At 72.7% G+C, this 14,877-nt stretch carries 14 protein-coding genes and 1 riboswitch; of the genes, 6 read left to right on the forward strand and 8 right to left on the reverse strand.

All coding sequences use genetic code 11. The features are described 5' to 3' along the window. Positions 1-167: 167 nt before the first annotated feature. From AB0J36_RS33365 to pdhA, 4 genes are all read right to left on the reverse strand, one after another. Positions 168-1,847, reverse strand: coding sequence for a right-handed parallel beta-helix repeat-containing protein (locus AB0J36_RS33365; RefSeq protein WP_357119465.1), 1,680 nt, complete (start codon positions 1,845-1,847; stop codon positions 168-170). Positions 1,848-1,983: 136 nt separating this feature from the next. Beyond that, positions 1,984-3,525, reverse strand: coding sequence for a dihydrolipoamide acetyltransferase family protein (locus AB0J36_RS33370; RefSeq protein WP_357118997.1), 1,542 nt, complete (start codon positions 3,523-3,525; stop codon positions 1,984-1,986). Next, positions 3,522-4,526: an alpha-ketoacid dehydrogenase subunit beta gene (locus AB0J36_RS33375; RefSeq protein ID WP_363661554.1), complete on the reverse strand. Its 1,005-nt coding sequence runs from the start codon at positions 4,524-4,526 to the stop codon at positions 3,522-3,524. The genes AB0J36_RS33370 and AB0J36_RS33375 overlap by 4 nt, the downstream gene beginning before the upstream one ends. Next, positions 4,523-5,722 carry a pyruvate dehydrogenase (acetyl-transferring) E1 component subunit alpha gene (gene pdhA / locus AB0J36_RS33380; RefSeq protein ID WP_357170590.1) on the reverse strand — a complete coding sequence of 400 codons (1,200 nt, stop codon included), beginning with the start codon at positions 5,720-5,722 and terminating at the stop codon, positions 4,523-4,525. The genes AB0J36_RS33375 and pdhA overlap by 4 nt, the downstream gene beginning before the upstream one ends. Positions 5,723-5,819: 97 nt before the next feature. On the opposite strand from pdhA, the gene AB0J36_RS33385 reads away from it, so the two are divergent. After that, a complete protein-coding gene (locus tag AB0J36_RS33385; RefSeq protein WP_357119474.1) occupies positions 5,820-6,302 on the forward strand; it encodes an Lrp/AsnC family transcriptional regulator in 483 nt (160 codons plus the stop codon). Positions 6,303-6,355: 53 nt separating this feature from the next. Here the strand turns inward: AB0J36_RS33385 and AB0J36_RS33390 are convergent, their stop codons facing one another. The 3 genes from AB0J36_RS33390 to AB0J36_RS33400 form a co-directional block, all read right to left on the reverse strand. Beyond that, positions 6,356-7,327 (reverse strand): DNA primase small subunit domain-containing protein, encoded by a 972-nt coding sequence (locus AB0J36_RS33390; protein ID WP_357170440.1) that lies wholly within the window; start codon positions 7,325-7,327, stop codon positions 6,356-6,358. 561 nt (positions 7,328-7,888) lie between these two features. Next, a complete protein-coding gene (locus AB0J36_RS33395; protein WP_357119002.1) occupies positions 7,889-8,035 on the reverse strand; it encodes an NAD-dependent epimerase/dehydratase family protein in 147 nt (48 codons plus the stop codon). 22 nt (positions 8,036-8,057) lie between these two features. Further along, positions 8,058-8,948, reverse strand: coding sequence for a glycosyltransferase (locus AB0J36_RS33400; RefSeq protein ID WP_357119005.1), 891 nt, complete (start codon positions 8,946-8,948; stop codon positions 8,058-8,060). A gap of 209 nt (positions 8,949-9,157) precedes the next feature. Here AB0J36_RS33400 and AB0J36_RS33405 point away from each other — a divergent pair, with 209 nt between their 5' ends. The 4 genes from AB0J36_RS33405 (at position 9,158) to AB0J36_RS33420 (ending at position 12,957) form a co-directional block, all read left to right on the forward strand. Further along, the gene (locus tag AB0J36_RS33405) at positions 9,158-10,717 is read left to right on the forward strand and encodes a glycosyltransferase family 39 protein (RefSeq protein ID WP_357170434.1); all 1,560 of its coding nucleotides are present in this window, start codon (positions 9,158-9,160) and stop codon (positions 10,715-10,717) included. 61 nt (positions 10,718-10,778) lie between these two features. Beyond that, positions 10,779-11,510, forward strand: coding sequence for a histidine phosphatase family protein (locus AB0J36_RS33410; protein ID WP_357170431.1), 732 nt, complete (start codon positions 10,779-10,781; stop codon positions 11,508-11,510). Beyond that, positions 11,494-12,363, forward strand: a complete 870-nt coding sequence (locus AB0J36_RS33415) for an NAD(P)H-hydrate dehydratase (RefSeq protein WP_363661553.1) — start codon at positions 11,494-11,496, stop codon at positions 12,361-12,363. Before AB0J36_RS33410 ends, AB0J36_RS33415 begins: the two co-directional genes overlap by 17 nt. 93 nt (positions 12,364-12,456) lie before the next feature. Next, positions 12,457-12,957, forward strand: coding sequence for a hemerythrin domain-containing protein (locus AB0J36_RS33420; protein WP_357119014.1), 501 nt, complete (start codon positions 12,457-12,459; stop codon positions 12,955-12,957). Positions 12,958-13,017: 60 nt separating this feature from the next. On the opposite strand, the gene AB0J36_RS33425 is transcribed toward AB0J36_RS33420, so the two are convergent. Then, positions 13,018-13,149 carry a hypothetical protein gene (locus tag AB0J36_RS33425; protein WP_357399114.1) on the reverse strand — a complete coding sequence of 44 codons (132 nt, stop codon included), beginning with the start codon at positions 13,147-13,149 and terminating at the stop codon, positions 13,018-13,020. A 61-nt stretch (positions 13,150-13,210) separates the two neighbouring features. After that, positions 13,211-13,300, forward strand: a riboswitch (ZMP/ZTP riboswitch). Positions 13,301-13,318: 18 nt separating this feature from the next. On the opposite strand from AB0J36_RS33425, the gene AB0J36_RS33430 reads away from it, so the two are divergent. Continuing rightward, the gene (locus AB0J36_RS33430; RefSeq protein ID WP_357119020.1) at positions 13,319-14,755 is read left to right on the forward strand and encodes a glycine hydroxymethyltransferase; all 1,437 of its coding nucleotides are present in this window, start codon (positions 13,319-13,321) and stop codon (positions 14,753-14,755) included. Positions 14,756-14,877: the final 122 nt, after the last annotated feature.

Consider the following 14,877-nt stretch of genomic DNA (forward strand, 5'->3'; position numbering starts at 1 on the left):
GCGTCCTCGGGCCTGGCCGACCGCCGGGGGCGCGTCCGGCCTGGGGCGGGCCGCGGTCGCCGCGGCGGGGCGGGCCCAGCCTTGATCCCGCCCCCCCCCCCCGCCTCGCGTCGCGGCCCGGGCCTGCCGGCCGGGGGGCACCTCGCTCCGGTCGGCGCGAGCGCCGGTCAGCTCCAGTCGTTGTCGACGTGGTTGTCGCGCCAGCGTCCGCCCACCGGCGGGGTGTCCAGGCACATCCCGTCGTCGGCGTTGCCGGCCAGGTCGTTGTCCTCGACCCGGCAGTCCACGCAGCTCCCCCGACCGGTGATCCACAGGCCGTGGGTCTGGGTCCGGTCCTCGTGGTTGTCCCAGATCCGGTTACCGCGGATGGTGGCCGAGTCGAACGCCGCGTCGATGGTGATGCCGGCCCGTCGCTCGGGTGCGGCGGACAGCTCGTACCCGCACCCGGGAGGGGGGATGTCCCCGCTCCACGCGCTGATGCCGTCGGGACGCACCGGGGCGAGGGTGAGTTCGTCGCCGGTGTTCGCGGCGACCATCGCCACGGCCCGCCCCACCCGCAGGACCTTGCCGCGGTGACCGTCGTGCGGCCAGTTCGCGGACCGGTCCACCACGGACCGTTCGGCGTAGCGGACGGTCTCGCCGCTACCGCTGGCGGCCTGCGCGTACTGTCGGCCGTTGTTGCGGATCCGGTTGTTGAGCAGCACCGCGTCGGTCATCTGGTGGCCGATCCGGATGGCGTCCAGCCCGTTGCCCCAGAAGTCGTTGCTCTCGATCACCACGTCCCGCACCGGGCCCTGGTAGCCCCGCCCGAGGTCGTACGCGTGGTAGCCGTGCTGGCCGTTGCCGCTGATCCGGTTGCCCCGGATGGTGTACGGGCCCGGGGTGTTGCCGACGCTGACCCCGTCGCGGATGTTGCCGTCGATGACGCAGTCGGCGACCAACCCACCCCGCCCGGCCACCCCGGCGGTGCCCTGGGCGGAGATGTCGAAGCCGGCCTCCAGGTTGCCGGCCATGGTGCAGGCGGAGACGATGAGACCGTCGGCGCCCCAGTCGGAGATGCCGAACCGGTTGCCCTGGCTGTGGCAGCCGATGATGCGGTAGCCACGCGGCGGCGTCCAGTAGTCCTTCTGCAGTTCGAGGAAGATGCCGTTGGTGCCGTTGGCGAGGGTGGTGCAGTTCGCGATGGTGAGGCGCTCCACCGAGCCCCACCCGCCGATGCCCACGCCGATCCCGGCGCCGCCGATCTGCTCGCCGTTGTCCAGTCGGCCGCAGCCGACCACGACCACGCCGTCGATCAGCGAGTCCTGCAGGAAGTCGCAGCCCAGCCCGGTGGCGGCGGTGTGGTGGATGTAAAGGTTGCGGAACACGCCGCGCACCACGTACTGCAGGCCCAACCCCTTGGCGAGGTAGTTGTACTCGGCCATCGCCACGCCCGAGCCGTCGATCTGGAAGTCGGCGAAGGTGCAGTCGGCGATGTGGCGGTCCCGGTCGGCGCCGTGCTGCACGGTGGTCCAGAACGCCAGTGGGGTCGGGTCGGCGCGGTTGCCCTCGTTGCTGAGCATGAACCGGGTCGCCGCCGGGCCGGCCCCGACCAGCGAGACGCCGCTGCGCCACACCGTGCCGGCGTCGCGGATCGAGTAGATGCCGGGCGGGCAGTAGATGACGCGGGCCCGACCGTCCGAGGCGTACCCCGCACCGAGGCGGTCCACGAGGGCGGCCAACGCCGGCTGGTCGTTGGTCGCGCCGTCACCGGTCAGGCCGTACTCCCGGGCGTCGCAGTAGAGCGGCGCGCCGGCCGCGGCGGGCCGGCGGACGCGGATCGAGTTGAGTAGCAGCTCGTTCGCCACGGCCACGGGTCGGCTCCCTTCGACGCGTCCGGCGCGTACCGGCGGGGCCGACTTCCCGGTGACACGGCCGGGAAACCCCGGGGCACGCGCCGGCCCCGACGCCGCGCGGGCGACGTCGGGGCCCAGGGGGTACGCGTCAGACGGCGGCGATCAGCAGCGCCGGGCGCTCCACGCAGTCTGCGACGTGCCGCAGGAAGCCACCGGCCACCCCGCCGTCGCACACCCGGTGGTCGAACGTGAGGCTCAACTGGGTGACCTTGCGGACGGCCAACTGCCCGTCGACCACCCACGGCTTGTCCACGATCCGCCCCACTCCGAGCAGCGCCGCTTCGGGGTGGTTGATGATCGGCGTGGAGCCGTCCACGCCGAACACCCCGTAGTTGTTGAGGGTGAAGGTGCCGCCGGTGAGCCGGGCCGGCGCGAGCGTCCCGGCCCGCGCCGCGGCGGTGGTCTCCGCCAGCGCGGCGGCCAGTTCGGCGGTGGTGAGCCGCTGGGCGTCCCGCAGCACCGGCACCAGCAGGCCCCGGTCCGTCTGCGCGGCGATACCCAGGTGCACGCCGGCGGACTGGACGATCCGCTGGCCCTCGGTGTCGACGCGGGCGTTGAGCTGCGGGTACCGGCGCAGGCCGCTGAGGCAGATCCGGGCCAGCAGGGCCAGGATGCTCACCGGGGCGTCGGGCGTCGCCGCGTTGATCGCCGCACGGGTCTCCAGCAGCCCGGTGGCGTCCACGTCGACCCAGATGGTCACCTCGGGGATCTCCCGCCGGCTGCGGGAGAGCTTGTCGGCGATGACCTTGCGGATGCCGGTGAGCGGGATGACCACGTCGCCGTCCCCGGTCGGGGCCAGGGCGACGTGGGGCTCCGGCACGGCGGCGAGCCGGGGCGCGGTCGAGGCCGCCTCCACGTCGGCGCGGCGGATCACGCCGCCGGGTCCGGTGCCCCGCACGGTGGCGAGGTCGACGCCGCGCTCGCGGGCCAGCCGGCGCACGATCGGCGAGATGACCAGGGCACTCGACGACTGGGCACCAACCGTCGCGCCACCGTCGGCGGCAGCGGAGTGGGAGGCCGGACTCGCGCCGGGCCGGTCAACCCCGACCGTGCCGGTACCGGCCGGGCCAGTGACGGCCGAGCCAGTGACGGCCGAGCCAGTGACGGCCGAGCCAGTGACGGCCGGACCGACACCGACCGGACCGGCGGCGGCCGAGCCAGCGCCGATCGCGCCAACCTCGCTCGCGCCAACGCCGGTCGGGCCGGTGGCGGTCGGCGCGGCGTCGGTCGGGTCGGGGGCGAGGGTCAGGCGCGGCCGGCGGCGACGGCGCGTCGCGCCGCCGTGCCCGGTGCCGTACCCGATCAGAACGTTGCCGGAGCCGGCCCGCTCCTCCTCACGGTAGGTGGCGTGCCCGGCGGGCTCGTCGCCGCCGCCGTCCAGCGGCGCGATGGTGATCAACGGCTGGCCGACCGGGCGTACCTCGCCGGCCGCGCCGTGCAGGGTCACGACCCGTCCGGCGTACGGGCAGGGCACGTCGACGACCGCCTTGGCGGTCTCCACCTCGACCACGCTCTGGTCCACCTCGACGACGTCACCGACGGCGACCCGCCACTCGACGATCTCGGCCTCGCTCAGCCCCTCGCCCAGGTCGGGCAGGAGGAAGACCTGGGTCCGCTCGACGGTGGTCATGCCGCCGCCCAACGCGCGTCGGGCTGGTCGTCCCACTGCAGGCGGGCGACCGCGTCGAGGACGCGGTCCACGCCGGGCAGGTGGGTGTGCTCCAGCATCGGCGCCGGGTACGGGATGTCCAGCCCGGCCACCCGCAGCACCGGGGCGTGCAGCGCGTGGAAGCAGCGCTCCTGCACCCGGGCGGCGATCTCCGCGCCGACGCCCGCGAAGCCGGGCGCCTCCTGGATGACCACGCACCGGCCGGTACGCCGGACCGAGGCGGTGATGGTGGCGTCGTCGAACGGCACGATGGTGCGCACGTCGACGACCTCCAGGTCCCAGCCGTCCTCGCGGGCGGCCTCGGCGGCCTCCAGGGCGACCGGCACCGCCGGTCCGTACGCCACCAGGGTGGCGTCGCGGCCGGGCCGGCGCACCACGGCCCGGCCGAACGGCTCGGTCCGCGTCGGCAGGGCCGCCTCGGCGCTGGCGAAGTAGAGCTTCTTGGGCTCCATGAAGACCACCGGGTCGGGGTCGTCGATCGCCTCCCGCAGCAGGGAGTACGCGTCGTCGACGGTCGCCGGGGTGACGACCTTCAGGCCGGGGGTGTGCGCGTAGTACGCCTCGGACGAGTCGCAGTGGTGCTCCACCCCGCCGATCCCACCCGCGTACGGCACCCGGATGACGATGGGCACGCTGAGCGCGCCCCGGGTGCGGTTGCGCAGCTTCGCCACGTGCGAGGCGATCTGCTCGAACGCCGGGTACGCAAACGCGTCGAACTGCATCTCGACGACCGGCCGCAGCCCGGACATGGCGAGGCCGACGGCGAAGCCGACGATGCCGGCCTCGGCCAGGGGCGTGTCGAAGCAGCGGTTCTCGCCGAAGCGTGCCTGGAGGCCGTCGGTGATCCGGAAGACGCCGCCGAGCGCGCCGACGTCCTCGCCGAAGACGACGACCTTCTCGTCGGCGGCGAGCGCGTCGGCGAGCGCGGTGTTGAGCGCCTTCGCCATGGTGGTGGCCATCAGGCGTCACCCTCCTCGTCGCGTGCGGCGGCCAGCTCGGCGCGGATGAGTTCGCGCTGCTCGACGAGCTGCGGGGTGGGCTCGGCGTAGACGTGGTCGAACAGGCTCAGCGGGTCGACCGTGGGCTGGCTGTTCATCCGGGCGCGCAGGTCCGCGGCGTACGCCTCGGCCTGCTCGGCGACCTCGGCGACCGCCGCGTCGTCGAGCACCCCACGGGCGCGCAGGTAGGCCTGGAGGCGGGCGACCGGGTCCCGGTCCCGCCAGGCGTCGACCTCGGCGCCGTCGCGGTAGCGGCTGGCGTCGTCGGCGTTGGTGTGCGGCTCCATCCGGTAGGTGTGCGCTTCCACCAGGAACGGCCCCTTGCCGGCGCGGGCGTGCGCGACCGCGCGGGTGAGCACGGCGAGCACGGCCACCGGGTCGTTGCCGTCGACCTGCTCACTGGGCACCCCGTAGCCGATGCCCTTGTACGCCAGCGACGGCGCGGCGGTCTGCCGGGACAGCGGGACGCTGATGGCGTACCTGTTGTTCTGCACGAAGTAGACGACCGGGGCTTTGAACACGGCGGCGAAGTTGATGCCCTCGTGGAAGTCGCCCTCGCTGGTCGCCCCGTCACCGATGAAGGCCAGCGCCACGGTGTCGCGCCCCTGGTACGCCTCACCGTGGGCGAGGCCGGCGGCGTGCACGCACTGGGTGGCGAGCGGGGTGCACTGCGGCGCGGTGTGCACCCGGGTCGGGTCGTAGCCGCAGTGCCAGTCGCCGCGCAGCAGGGTGAGAACCTCGACCGGATCGATGCCTCGGGCAACCAGCGCCATCGATTCGCGGTAGGTGGGGAACACCCAGTCGGTGTCGCGGACGGCGAGCGTGGCGGCCACCTGGCACGCCTCCTGGCCCCGGGACGACGGGTAGACGGCGAGGCGACCCTGCTTGGTCAGCGCGGTCGCCTGGGTGTCGAACCGGCGGCCGAGCACCATCCGGCGGTACAGCTCCCGCAGCGCCTCGACGGGCGGCTCCGGGTAATCGGTACGGGCCGGCAGCGGCGTGCCGGTCTCATCGAGCAGGCGGACCGGTTCGGCGTCCGGCAGCAGCGGACGCGCCGGGTCGGGCGGGGTGACCGTCCGACGGGCGCGCGGGGATGCCCTGCGGACCGCCTGGGGTGTGGTCGTCACGGCGGGACCTCCTGGGACGTGTGGTGAGCCTATGCTTCCGCCTGACGGATGATTGACTCAAGATCCACGAAGAAGGCGGGACGTCTGGCATGCGGAAGGCAGATCGGTGAGCCAGGAGACCGGAGACGGGGTGGGCCAGGCGACCGGAGCGGGACGATCGGTCCGAGCCTTGGACGAGGTCGACCGGCGGATCGTGGACGAGCTGGTCCGCGACGGGCGTACGTCGGTGCGCACGTTGGCCGAACGGATCCACATCTCGCGCACCAACGCGTACGCGCGGGTCGAGCGCCTGATGCGCGACGGCGTGATCACGGGGTTCCGGGCACAGGTCGCGCCCGAGGCGGCCGGGCTGGGCACCTCGGCGTACATGGCGTTGACGATCGAGCAGAACACCTGGCGGGAGGTGTCGGCCGAGCTGGCCCAGGTGCGCTACGTCGAGCACGTCGCGCTGCTCAGCGGCGAGCACGACGTGCTGGCCCTGGTCCGGGCGCCGGACAACGCCGCCCTGCGGGACGTCGTACTCGACCGGGTGCAGCGCATCTCCGGGGTGCTGTCGACAAGGTCGTGGCTGGTCTTCGAAGAGTTCGAGGGCACACAGAGCCCCTGGGCCTGAGGTGTAAGGAAGGGCCCCCTATTACCGCCTGGTGTCTAATAAGGGGCCCTTCCTTACACCTCGGGCGGAGCCTCGAGGCGCTCGCGGTCGGCTAGGGCCAGCAGCGGCTCCAGCGAGTGCCGGTCGCCGTCCAGGCCGGCGTGCGGGTCGCCGCGCTCGGCGAACCGGGCCGGCACGGTGAGCACGTCGAAGTCCTCCGGACGGGCGTCGTCCAGCTCCGCCCAGTCCAACGGCGCCGACACCAACGCTTGCGGCGTCGGCCGGATCGAGTACGCCGACGCCATGGTGTGGTCGCGGGACATCTGGTTGTAGTCGACGAAGACCGGCCGGTCCCGCTGGTCCCGCCACCAGGTGGTGGTGACCAGGTCCGGCAGCCGACGCTGCATCTCCCGCCCCAGCGCGAGCACCGCCCGGCGGCACTCGCCGAAACTCCACCGCGGCTCGATTGACAGGTACACGTGCAGGCCCCGGCCGCCGGTCGTCTTCGGGTAGCCGGTCATGCCCAGCTCGGCGAGGAACGCGCGCACCTCCCGGGCCACCGGCACCACCTGCTCGAAGCCGACGCCCGGCAGCGGGTCGAGGTCGATGCGCAACTGGTCGGGGCGCTCCACGTCGCGGGCGGACACCGGCCACGGATGAAACCGCAGGGTGCCCAGGTTGGCCGCCCAGATCACCACGGCCAGTTCGCTCGGCGCGACCTCGTCGGCAGTCCGGCCGCTGGGGAACGTGATGTGCGCGGTGCGCACCCACTCGGGCGCGCCCGCCGGCAGCCGCTTCTGGTAGAACGCGTCGCCGCGGTTGGTCTGCCGGGTGGCGATCGTCGCGCCCTCGAAGACGCCGCGCGGCCAGCGTTCCAGCATGGTCGGCCGGTCGCGCAGCGCCCGTAGGATCCCGTCGCCGACCGCCAGGAAGTAGCGGACCACGTCCAGCTTGGTCAGCCCACGTTCCGGAAAGTACGGCTTGTCGGGGCTGGAGACGCGGACCAGCCGCTCCCCCACCCGGATCTCCTCCGCCGCCGTGGCCACGCCCCCGAGGGTACGACGTGGGGGCGGACCCGGTGGGCTACCGGCCGGTGACCAGCGTGGCGTGCTGCTGCGGCGACGGGCCGCCGACCGACTGCGTCGCGGACAGCTCGGCGCCGGAGTGTTCCCACAACTGCTCGTCTCGGTGTGCAGATCGTCGCTCGGCGAGCAGCCGAGCACCTCGGCGGCGAGCCCGACGTCCAGCCGCTGCCAGGTCGACTCGACCGGGCCGGTCTGCTCGGCCTCGACCAGGTCGGTCGGCACCCCACTGACGTCGATGAGGAGCTGGGCCATGTCACGGACGCTGGCGGCGACCCCGCGACCGATGTTGATCACGTAGCCGGCCGCCGCGGGCCGGGTCGTGGCCAGCAGAATGGCGGCGGCCACGTCGCTCAGGCCCACGAAGTCCCGCCGCGGGCCCGGCGAGCAACTGCGCGTCGTTGAGCCTTCACCTGCCGCCCGGCGGAGTTGATCACCACGTCCGGTTCGAGGTCACGCAGCAACGCGGTGATCTCGGCGGCGGCGGCCAGATCCAGGGCGCGGACCGTGACGCCCGCCCCGATGTCACGCGGGGTACGGGCGCCCCGCGATGACGGTGTGCCCGGCATTGGCCAGCGCCCGGCAGATGGGGCGGCCGAGGAAACCGGTGCCGCCCAGCACCACCACCCGCCGCGACCCGCCGGCCGCCGGCTGCCGCTGCGCGACGATCATGACCGCCCCCGGTCGTGGTCGCTCATCGGCCTGGCCCGAACGCGTGCCGCGACAGGCTCTTCACACCGGTCATTCGGCCGGCGAGGATCGCCGTCGGCAGCAGCGTGATGGCGTGCAGCCGGGACGACATGTAGCGGCGGGCCGCCCGGGCCGCCCGCGGCCAGCCCTGCTCGTCCATCCGCCGGGCGACGTCGACGAAGAACGCCCGTGCCTCGGTGAACCGGGTGCCGGCGATCGCGTCGGCGGCAGACTTGCTCACCGCGTGCCGCCGGTACTGGAAGCACAGGGTGGTGTCGATCGCCATCTGCTCGCCCCGCTGGATGAGATCGATCACCAGCGCGAGGTCCTGGATGACCTGGAGCTCCTCGCGGAAGTTGACGGCCTTGAGCGCGTCCGTCCGCCAGCAGATCGACGGGAAGTATAACCAGCAGCCGCGCAGCAGGCTGGCCGCCAGATCCTCGCCACCCATCAGCGTCCGGGACTCGACGCGCGGTGCGTAGAGCCGCCGCTTGGCCTCGTCGACGATGGTGTTGACCACCGTGCCGTCGGCGTCGATGATCTCGACTCCCGGCTGCACCATGCCGACGCCCGGGTACTGCTCGATCACCGACCGCACGGTCGCCACGTAGTTGGGGTGCATGATGTCGTCCGTGCCCATCATCACCAGGTACTCGTGTTCGGCGAGGCCGACGCACTTGCGGAAGTTGCCGGTGATGCCGAGGTTGCGCTCGTTGCGCTGGTAGCGCACCCGCTCGTCGGTGATCTGCGCGAACCACTCCGGCACGCCCGGCTCGGTGCCGTCGTCGACCACGGTCAGCCGCCAGCCCGGGTCGGTCTGTGCCAGCACGCTGCGCACCGCCGCCTGCATGAGGGGCACGCTCCCGTAGTACGGCAACATGATGTCGACAATCATCTGCTCCCCGGACCTTACTGTGCGTGGTGGACGTGCGCGACGAGCGCGGGCCACATTATCAGTCATCCCACGCGAATCCCGTACCGGCGAGCCGGCCTGCCGGGCCGTCGCGACATTGCCCCGGGACGCCGGGCCGACGGGTCCGACGACGTCTACGCCGAGGGCTATCATCGTCGCGCCCGAACCGCACGCCCCCGGATTGGACGCAGATGCCAGACCGTGCCGTCATCACGGATGCGCCTCAGGCGCAGAACGACGTGGGCTCGCCCCCGCCGGCCGCCGAGCCGGCCCGCCGGCGACTTCCGTTCGCCCGCCGGCTGGCGCTCAGTGTCTGGTTCTGGCCGACGGCATTCGCGGCCCTCGCGGTCGGCTGGCGACTCGGCAGCCCGGAGATGTGGCAGGACGAGCTGGTCAGCATCGACCTGGCGAACCGCTCCACCAGCCAGATCCTGAGCATGCTGAAGAACGTCGACGCCGTGCACGGCGCGTACTACCTGTTCATGCACGGCTGGGCAACCGTCTTCGGCAGCGGGCCGACCAGCGTGCGGGTGCCGTCGGCGCTGGCCATGATCCTGGCCACCGCGTGCGTGGCGCTGGCCGGGCGACGGATCTTCGGCCAGACAGCCGGGATCGCCGGCGGGTTCACCTTCGCCCTCGTGCCCACGGTCACCCGTTTCGGGCAGGAGACCCGGTCGTACGCCTTCGTCGTCCTCGCCGCCGCCGCGGCCACGCTGTTCCTGCTCCGGGCCTTGGAGCGGCCGGGGTGGCTGCGGTGGGCGCCCTACACGCTCGCCGTGGCCGGTATCGGCCTGGTGAATGTGGTGGGGCTCACCCTGCTGATCGGGCACGGCCTGGCCGTGCTGATCCACTGCTGGCGGGAGCGTCGTTGGTGGTCGGTGGTCTGGTTCGGGCTCGCCGCGTTGGCCGGCGTGGGCATCGCCGCCCCGGTGATCCTGCGCGGCATGAAGCAGGCGGGCCGGCAGATCAGCTGGATCCCGGACAGCGCGCCCTGGACGGTCTGGGAACAGGTCCTCGGCTCGGTGTTGCTGGCCTTCGCCGTCACCGCGCTGGCCGTGGTCGGTGTGCTGACCCACCTGCGCCGCGGCACCGCCGCTCGGACCGTCATGTTCGCGCTCATCGCCGCCGTGCCGCTGCCGGTTGTCCTGCTGGCCTCCACCGGCGACATCAACTACTTCTTCTCCAAGTACCTGCTCTTCGTCCTGCCGGCCTGGGCGGTGCTCGCCGGCGCGGGCGTCGCCGCGTTGCGCCGCGTCCCGCTGGTCGTGGTGGGTCTGGTGGTGCTCGCCGGCCTGAGCGTGCCCGGCCAGCTCGCACTGCGCGCCGAGTACTCGCACAGCTGGTACACCTATCCGCAGAAGCGGGCGTTCGCGCCGTTCGGGTACTCCGAGGCGGCGCGGGTGGTCGAGTCCGGTTACCAACCCGGCGACGGGCTGGTGGCCGGTGGCGCCTGGTGGTGGGCGGCCGAGGACGGGGTTCGGTACTACCTTCCCAAGGACGTGAAGCTGCGCAACGTCTTCGAGCAGCGTTCCGCAGCCCAACGCAATGAACTCTTCAACGCGGCCTGCACCAACCCCGCCCGTTGTCTGCACGACGAGCCGCGACTGTGGGTGCTGCTGCCGGCGGTCACCGACACGCCGCTGGCCAGCCTGCCAAAGAAGCAGTCCGCCGTGCTCACCGAGCGCTACGAGGTGGTCCGGGTCGACCACGTGACCGGGATGACCGTGGCCCTGCTGCAACGGCGCGGCTGAGTCGACGCCCGGCCCGGCGCGGCACGGTTACCCCGTGCCGCGCCCGGGTACCGGGGTCGGCATGGCGGAACTGTCGACGCTCTGGATCATCCGGCACGGGGAGAGCACCGCGAACGTGGCGGCCACCCGGGCCGAGGAGGCCGGCGCGGACGTGATCGCCCTGAGCCACCGCGACGCCGACGTACCGCTCTCGGACACCGGCGAGGAGCAGGCGCGGGCGACCGGCCGCTGGCTCGCGGGGCTGCCCGAGGACCGGCGACCCGAGGTCGCGGTGGTGTCGCCGTACCTGCGGGCGGTCTCCACGGCCAAGCTGGCGCTGCACGGCACCGGGATTCCGGTGAGCCGTGACGAGCGGCTGCGCGACCGGGAGCTGGGCATCCTGGACGGCCTGACCGGGCACGGGGTGCGCCGGCGGTTTCCCGACGAGGCGAAGCGCCGTGAACGGCTGGGCAAGTTCTACTACCGACCGCCCGGCGGTGAGGCCTGGACCGATGTGGCGCTGCGTCTGCGGACGCTCCTCGGTGACCTGCGCCGCGACCACGAGGGCCAGCGGGTGCTGCTGTTCGGCCACGACGCGCTGGTCTTCCTGCTGCGCTACCTCATCGAGGGATTGACCGAGCCGGAGCTGATGGCGTTGACCCGCGAACACGTGATCGCGAACTGCTCGGTCACCGACTGGTCGGCCGACGAGCAGGGCCGCCTGCGGCTGGGCGGTTTCAACGAGGTCGGCCACCTGCACCGGCAGGGCGCCGAGGCGACCAGGGAGGACGAGATCCATGCCGAACCGGTCTGAGGTAAAGGTGATCACGCCGGCGCTGCTGCGGGACTGGGCGCTGCCGGTGCCGGCCGGGGGCAAGGAGAGTCGGGGCACCGTGCTGGTGATCGGCGGCTCCCGCTTCACCCCCGGGGCGGTCCTGCTCGCCGGAGTGGCCGCGCTGCGCGCCGGCGCCGGGGTGCTCCAGCTCGCCCTCGCCGAGTCGACCGCCGCCACGCTGAGCATCCAGGTGCCCGAGGCGCTGGTGGTGGGGCTGCCGGAGACGCCCGACGGCACGGTGGCCGCCGACCGGGCCGGCCAGCTCGGTGAGTTGGCCGGCGCGGCCGACGTGGTGGCCCTGGGTCCGGGGTTGACCGGCATCGACGAGACCTACCGACTGCTGGACCTCGTCCTGGAGGCGGCCGGTCCGGACACCCCGCTGGTCCTGGACGCGTACGCGCTGGGCGCGCTCAGCCACGAGCCGAAGCTGCTGGTCGGCTCCGGCCGCCCGGTGGTGCTCACCCCCAACGTCACCGAGGCCGGCCACCTGCTGGGCCGGGACCCGGGTGACGACCTGAGCGCCGAGGCCGCCGAGTTGGCGCAACGGTACGACGCGGTGGTCTCGCTCTACGGTCACGTGGCCGCCCCGGACGGCCGCGGATGGCGGGAGGAGAGCGGCGACGCCGGCCTCGGCACGTCCGGCAGCGGGGACGTGCTCGCCGGCCTGCTCGCCGGGCTCCTGTCCCGGGGCGCCGACCCGGCGCAGGCCGCCTGCTGGGGTGCGTTCGCGCACGCCGTGAGCGGCCAGCGGCTGATTCCCCGGTACGGCCGGATCGGTTTTCTGGCCCGGGAACTGCTCGACGAGATCCCGCGCACCCTGGCCACCGTCTGACCAGGCGAGGTGAGCCGGGTTCGCCTGTTTCGTCACTCCGGCTCGGGGTACCGGATCGACACCAGCCGAGCTACCGAACAAGGGGGCACACCGGTGTCGACCGATGCCATCGTCCTGCTCAAAGAGGACCACAAGGAGATGCGCCGTCTGTTCAAGGCCTTCCAGGACGCCGAGGAGGGACCGGCGAGCCAGCGGCAGAAGCTGGTGGACCAGATCCTGGAGGCCCTGACGGTGCACACCTACCTGGAGAACGAGGTGATGTACCCGGAGGTCCGCCGGCTCCTGCCCGACCTGGAGGACGACATCCTCGAGTCGTACGAGGAGCACCACGTGGCCGACCTGCTCTGCCTGGAACTGGCCAGCATGGACGCCAAGGACGAGCGCTTCACCGCCAAGACGACGGTGCTGATCGAGAACGTCACGCACCACGTCGAGGAGGAAGAGGAGGAGTGGTTCCCCAAGGTCCGCGAGGCGTTGGGCCGTAAGCAGCTCCAGGAGATCGGCGAGAAGATGATCGCGCTGCGCGCGGACGCGCCGCGTACCCCCACCCAGCCGAAGGCGATCAAGAAGGCGCGCGACGCGGTGACCGCCTGAGGCGAGGCGTTCGCACCGAGGGGCCCGGCACATCGCCGGGCCCCTCGTCGGTTCGTTTGCTCAGTCGCCCGAGCCCGGCTCGGCCATCCGGCGGTGCCGCTCGGACCTGCGCTGGTCCGGGATGATCTTCCCGGCGGCCGGCTGCACCTTGCTGATCAGTGAACCCGCCGTGACGGCCTGGTCACCCCTCATCACCTCGGCGTACTCGCGTCGGGAGGTCGGCCGGGTCGGCCGGCGCCGGCCCGGTAGGATCGGCGCGGGCCGTTACTGGCGCGTTGGGATGGAGAACCATCGGGGAGCGGCCCCGTCACGAGGACGTTTGCCGTGCGCCTGGGCCTTCCGCACATTCGTAGGAGGTCGCATGTCGCGCAACGCCGAGTCCACCGCATTCCGGAGCGCCCTCGAGGTGATCCGGGCTGTCGAGCCGCGGGTGGCCGACGCCATCGGCGCCGAGCTGACCGACCAGCGGGAGTCGCTCAAGCTCATCGCCAGCGAGAACTACGCCTCCCCGGCGACGCTGCTGGCGATGGGCAACTGGTTCAGCGACAAGTACGCCGAGGGCACCGTCGGCCGCCGCTTCTACGCCGGCTGCCAGAACGTCGACACCGTCGAGGCGCTCGCCGCCGAGCACGCCCGGGAGCTGTTCGGGGCCGCGCACGCGTACGTGCAGCCGCACTCGGGCATCGATGCCAACCTGGTCGCCTTCTGGGCGGTGCTCGCCGACCGGGTGGAGTCCCCCGCCCTGAAGAAGGCCCAGGTACGCCAGGTCAACGACCTCACCGAGGCGGACTGGTTCGAGCTGCGCCGCGAGCTGGGCAACCAGCGGATGCTCGGCATGTCCCTGGACGCCGGCGGCCACCTCACCCACGGTTTCCGGCCGAACATCTCCGGCAAGATGTTCGACCAGCGCAGCTACGGCACCGACCCGGCCACCGGGCTGATCGACTACGACCGGGTGGCCGAGGCCGCCCGCGAGTTCAAGCCGCTGATCCTGGTCGGCGGCTACTCGGCGTACCCCCGGAAGGTGAACTTCCGGATCCTGCGGGAGATCGCCGACTCGGTCGGCGCGACCTTCATGGTCGACATGGCGCACTTCGCGGGCCTGGTGGCCGGCAAGGTGTTCACCGGCGACTTCGACCCGGTGCCGCACGCGCACATCGTCACCACCACCACCCACAAGTCGCTGCGCGGCCCGCGCGGCGGCATGGTGCTCTGCCAGCCGGAGCTGGCCGACCAGGTGGACCGGGGCTGCCCGATGGTGCTCGGCGGCCCGCTGCCGCACGTGATGGCCGCCAAGGCCGTCGCCCTGGCCGAGGCCCGCCGCCCCGACTTCGCCGACTACGCCCAGCGGATCGTGGACAACTCGCAGGCCCTCGCCGACGGGCTGCTGCGTCGGGGCGCGAAGCTCGTCACCGGTGGCACCGACAACCACCTGGTGCTGATCGACGTGTCCGGCTACGGGCTCACCGGCCGGCAGGCCGAGCAGGCCCTGCTCGACTCGGGCATCGTCACCAACCGCAACTCGGTCCCGCAGGACCCGAACGGCGCCTGGTACACGTCCGGCATCCGGATCGGCACCCCGGCGCTGACCACGCGCGGGCTGGGCACCGCCGAGATGGACCAGACGGCGGAGCTGATCCACACCGTGCTGACCCAGACCACGGCCGGCGCGAACGCCGACGGCACCCCGTCCAAGGCGAAGTACACGCTCGACGCCGACCTGGCCGACAAGATCTCCCGCCAGGCCGCCGACCTGCTGGCCCCCCACCCCCTCTACCCCGCCGTAGACCTAACCTGACGGCCTCCCCACCCCCCACCCCCCACCCCCGCCGCGGACGACCGCGTCGATCATGGAGTCGTGGTGCCCGAAAAAGGGGGTGGGGCGAACCTCGTGCACCCCCCCACCATGATGATCGGCGC

Origin of the sequence: Micromonospora sp. NPDC049662, assembly GCF_040675055.1 — a bacterium.
GTDB lineage: Bacteria > Actinomycetota > Actinomycetes > Mycobacteriales > Micromonosporaceae > Micromonospora.

What these genes read in the sequence shown, in the direction of transcription:
- AB0J36_RS33405 (WP_357170434.1), top strand. Translation starts at nt 9,158, where the DNA reads ATGCCAGACCGTGCCGTCATCACGGATGCGCCTCAGGCGCAGAACGAC.
- AB0J36_RS33370 (WP_357118997.1), bottom strand. Translation starts at nt 3,525, where the DNA reads ATGACCACCGTCGAGCGGACCCAGGTCTTCCTCCTGCCCGACCTGGGC.
- AB0J36_RS33415 (WP_363661553.1), top strand. Translation starts at nt 11,494, where the DNA reads ATGCCGAACCGGTCTGAGGTAAAGGTGATCACGCCGGCGCTGCTGCGG.
- AB0J36_RS33395 (WP_357119002.1), bottom strand. Translation starts at nt 8,035, where the DNA reads ATGATCGTCGCGCAGCGGCAGCCGGCGGCCGGCGGGTCGCGGCGGGTG.
- AB0J36_RS33410 (WP_357170431.1), top strand. Translation starts at nt 10,779, where the DNA reads ATGGCGGAACTGTCGACGCTCTGGATCATCCGGCACGGGGAGAGCACC.
- AB0J36_RS33425 (WP_357399114.1), bottom strand. Translation starts at nt 13,149, where the DNA reads ATGAGGGGTGACCAGGCCGTCACGGCGGGTTCACTGATCAGCAAGGTG.
- AB0J36_RS33400 (WP_357119005.1), bottom strand. Translation starts at nt 8,948, where the DNA reads ATGATTGTCGACATCATGTTGCCGTACTACGGGAGCGTGCCCCTCATG.
- AB0J36_RS33430 (WP_357119020.1), top strand. Translation starts at nt 13,319, where the DNA reads ATGTCGCGCAACGCCGAGTCCACCGCATTCCGGAGCGCCCTCGAGGTG.